The sequence below is a fragment of the Desulfobacter sp. genome (assembly GCF_050177295.1).
In genome coordinates this window covers 1-4,521 of record NZ_JBFXHE010000369.1, presented here as the reverse complement: position 1 = coordinate 4,521, position 4,521 = coordinate 1, and the positions used below count along the sequence as shown (strand labels likewise).

The 4,521-nt window shown below is 44.7% G+C and carries 4 protein-coding genes; 3 read left to right on the top strand and 1 reads right to left on the bottom strand.

The annotated features are described in order from the left end of the window. From AB7U36_RS19185 to AB7U36_RS19175, 3 genes are all read left to right on the top strand, one after another. On the top strand, window positions 1-609 hold a 609-nt coding region (locus AB7U36_RS19185), incomplete at its 5' end, for a replicative DNA helicase (RefSeq protein WP_428161256.1). After that, window positions 606-2,222, top strand: a complete 1,617-nt coding sequence (hflX, locus tag AB7U36_RS19180) for a GTPase HflX (protein WP_428161255.1) — start codon at window positions 606-608, stop codon at window positions 2,220-2,222. The genes AB7U36_RS19185 and hflX, both read left to right, overlap by 4 nt. 91 nt (window positions 2,223-2,313) lie before the next feature. Next, entirely contained in the window at window positions 2,314-2,532 is a 219-nt protein-coding gene (locus AB7U36_RS19175; protein ID WP_428161254.1) for a hypothetical protein, read from the top strand. 26 nt (window positions 2,533-2,558) lie between these two features. On the opposite strand, the gene dnaA is transcribed toward AB7U36_RS19175, so the two are convergent. After that, a complete protein-coding gene (gene dnaA, locus AB7U36_RS19170; protein WP_428161253.1) occupies window positions 2,559-3,947 on the bottom strand; it encodes a chromosomal replication initiator protein DnaA in 1,389 nt (462 codons plus the stop codon). Window positions 3,948-4,521: the final 574 nt, after the last annotated feature.

Here is a 4,521-nt window from a genome sequence, read left to right as displayed (position 1 = left end):
CTGTTAACATCCGAGGCACGGGTGGATGCCAACCGGTTGCGCAGCGGGGTATTCAGCCCCGAAGACTGGCAGAATTTCACGGATGCTGCGGGCGTTCTCAATGAGATGCCCATTTTCATTGATGATACGCCTGCCATATCGATTATGGACCTTCGGGCCAAAGCCAGGAAACTGTTCCAGATAAATGGAGACATCGGCCTTGTGGTTATTGATTACCTGCAGTTAATGAGATCATCCATCCGCTCTGATCGAAGGGACCTTGAGATTGCCGATATTTCAAGGGCTTTAAAAAGCCTTGCCAAGGAACTCAGGGTTCCGGTTCTGGCATTATCCCAGCTTAACCGTGCCCTTGAACAGCGCTCGGACAAACGGCCCATGATGTCTGATTTACGAGAATCCGGTGCCATTGAACAGGATGCCGATATTATAGCCTTTATTTACCGGGACGAGGTCTACAATAAAGAGCCGGACAATCCCAAGAAAAATACAGCAGAGATCATTGTTGCCAAAAACCGGAACGGCAGCATTGGTACTGCACAGATGGTGTTTAACGGCCAGTATACCCGGTTTGAGGAACTGGCACCAGAAACATACCAGGGGTTTAAATGAAACGCATTGTCTACGGCACCCTTGACGGGCTGAGCAAAGCCCAGATAAACCGGATCGAAAATCTTTACACGATTAAATCACCGCCTGAATACATCCTTTCCCCCCAGGCCGCCATTGAAATTGTTGCCATCAGCCAGGATATCCGCCGCCAGATCGGCCTTCTTCTGGATCGCAACGGAAAAGTCATCTGTGTTATTGCAGGAGAACCCCAGCGTATTGTTATTCCGGTAACACCGGATTTTCGGCCCGGTCCGGGCCGTCTCAAGGGGCTGCGCTGCATTCATACGCATCTGTCCCACGAGGCATTGACACGGGATGATCTCACCGACCTTGCCCTTCTGCGCCTGGATTTTATCACTGCCATCTGCCTGAATGCCGACGGAACACCTGGCCCTGTGTACTCCGCGCATATTCTGCCTGATCCTGAAGCAGAACCTTACAGGATCCTGCCCGGTACATCCCTTGACTTTCTGGATACAGACTGCCAGGCTCAAATTCATGAACTTGAATCCGAACTTTCCCGGAACAACCGCCGGCACAGCCCGGAAACCGGCCGGGAAAATGCATTTTTGATCAATGCGGAAACACAAAGTATCAGTTCTGCCCATATTTCAATGGATGAACTTAAGGAGTTGTGCAAGACAAGCCAGATCAATGTGGTGGGCACGGCCATCCAGCAAAGAAAAAACATTGACCCCAAATTTGTGGTGGGCAAAGGCAAATTATCTGAACTGATTATCAAGGCCATCCAGAATTATGCCACATTGCTTGTCTTTGACCGGGAACTGAGTCCCTCCCAGATACGTTCCATCACCGACTTTGTGGAGATGAAGGTCATTGACCGGACCCAGCTGATACTGGATATTTTTGCCAAACAGGCTAAATCCAGTGAAGGTAAATACCAGGTGGAACTGGCCCAGCTTGAATATATGCTGCCCCGCCTGGTCACGAAAAATACGGCCATGTCCAGGCTGACAGGCGGAATTGGCGGCAGGGGCCCCGGGGAAACCAAGCTGGAGGTGAACCGGCGTCGGGCCCGGGAGCGTATCACCCGGCTGAAAAAAGAGATCGAAAAAATCCGCAAACAGCGTAAACAGCAGAAATCAAGGCGTAAAAGAAGGGAGCTGCCGGTCATCTCCATTGTGGGGTATACCAATGCAGGCAAGTCAACATTGCTCAATACCCTGACCCAGAGCAGCATTATCGCCGCAAACCGGCTGTTTGCCACCCTGGATCCCTCCTCTCGAAGGCTACGGTTTCCCCGGGATAAGGAAGTTATCATCACAGATACTGTGGGATTTATCCAGAACCTGCCCAAGGAGCTTTTAGAAGCCTTTCACGCCACCTTGGAGGAACTTGAGCAGGCAGATGTCATTCTTCATGTCATTGACATTTCAAACCCCAGGTACATGCAGCAGAAAGAGACTGTGGACCAGTTGCTGAAATCCTTGAACCTGAATAAAATTCCCACCCTGTATGTATTCAATAAAATGGACCTGGCTGATTTGAACAATTTTGATTCACCCTGGCTTTTAAACCAGGGCATTCTGGTTTCAGCACGTGAAAAGGCAAGTCTTGCTCCGCTGGTTGAAAAACTTGAAGCCATGGTGTAAGGCCCATGATTAATTTTTAGTAAAACATGGTTGAAAAAAAGCGGCGCATACTTTAAATTTAATATAAAAAACACTTGCCTTGGAATTTCATATGGAAATACAATTGGACCGGTTAATTGAAGAAGAAAAGATCAAAGAAGACTCAATGGACATACCGGAGTGCTTTGGAGAATTTGATAAAAACTGCCGGCTCTGTTTTGATTATTGCGCAATCTCCATAAAATGCTGCATTATGCAGACCCGACACCCCAAAATTGATATTCTGGAAAAACTTTTAATCTACAATGATTATGCCATAAAACCCAATTGATTCTTTATTTTCTTAGAAATCGTCATTTAAAAGCTGCCTGATTCAAGCTTGTTGGCCAGATACCTGATCTGCTCATAACGTTGACCTTTTTGTTTCATTTCCTTTTCAACCTCATTGACTGAATAGATGGCCGTAGCATGGTAACGTTTGAAACTGGCGCCAATTGTCTTTATGGGCTGGTCCGTATACTGTTTTGATAGAAAAATTGCCACCTGGCGGGGCTTGACAATGCGGTGTTTCCTGGATTTAGACACAAGCTCCTGTTCGGAAACATCAAACGCTTCACAGACCAGTTTTTTGATCAGATCAATGGTTATGCGTTTGCGCGTCCCAGTCATTTTTTCAAGCACACGCCTGGCAAGCTCAACGTCAATTTTCCGGTTCATCAGCCGGCCCCGGGTAACAACACTTATAAGCGCACTTTCAAGCTGGCGGACATCTTCACAGGCTTCCTGGGCAATATATTCGGTCACGGGTGTGGGCAAAAGACATTGTATGGCCTTGGATTTTTTATTTAAAATCTTAACCCGGGTTCCAAAATCAGGTGTCTTGATCTCCGTGACAATCCCCATATTCAGCCTGGATTTCAGGCTTTCATTTAATTTTGGGATCTCATCAGGCCGTTCGTTGCCTGAAAAAATAATTTTCTTATCCGCATCAATCAGATAGTCCAGAGTCATGGCAAGCTCATTCTGGGTGGCGGTCTTGCCGGTCAGAAAATGGACATCTTCCAGGATCAGCACATCACATTTAAGACGGTATTTTTCCTTGAACTGGTCAATACTGTTATTTCTCAAGGAATAGATCATTTCATTGGTAAAATCTTCGGCCGTGACATAAAGAACCCGCTGGGTCAGGTTGTGCGCCAGCATATGGTGGCCCACGGCCTGGGACAGATGGCTTTTACCCAGACCTGTTTTACCCAGAAGAAAAAGTACGCCGGTCCCGTTCAGATTACCCTGAGCCAGACATAAAGAAGCATTATATGCAAAGCTGGAATTGTCCCCCACAACAAAATCGTCAAAAGTAAAATTCTTTTTAAGCATGCGCCCGCAATTAAACGCCGGTGTCATGCCGGGCAAGTGTGGATGAAATTCTGACGGAATATTGACCGCTTCCGGGATGGCAGGCATCCCCCCGGTTGTTTTTTGTGCCTGCCTGGAACCTGAATTTATTTTTTTGTTGTTTACCTTGAATTCAATGCGGATTTTTTGGCCCAACCGCAAAAAACCTTCTTCAAAATAGCCCAGATAGTTTTCTTTAAGCCGTTTGATATAGAAGTCATTGGGCGCTGACAGGACAATACTTTCGGCATCATGGGCAGATAATGCCACAGGTTCAATCCACATTCGGTAACAATGGTCTGGAACTGATTCTTTAATATGCAATTTAACTTCTTTTAAAAACGACTCCATGGAACAATCCACAGCCTTCCAAACAATACAAAGCAACGCGGCTAAGAGGTTTGACATTAATAATAATGGTTAACGGTGACCATAGTGATTTTAATATTTTGACCTTATTTTTATGTGAATATAATTTATTGGTCAACTGGAATAAAGACAGTCAGGTCAGGGTTGGAATAATGCATGGTATATTTTTTTAACAACCTGTTTTAATAAGATATTTTCCGTGAAACAAAGGGAATGCTTACTGATTACAATGGGTTCGACAAATCCCTATTTTCAAAAGGTATTTTTTAAAAAAATAAATATTCGTAAAGAATTTTTATTTTTTTGCTTCGATTTTCAACGATTTTCTTTGAATTTCTTCAAATTAAACAAAAATCTAATAAAAACGGTCAACCCCAAAATTCATAAGGGTTTCACAAATTCGTTCCTAAATTGTATTTACACCCTGTTGCGTCAATAGTATATTTTCTATATTTAACATATAAAAATGAAAGCAATATCTAATTATGAATACTCATTCAGACCTGCCTTTTCTTGGCATAACCATGGGAGATCCTGCAGGTATCGGCCCTGATAG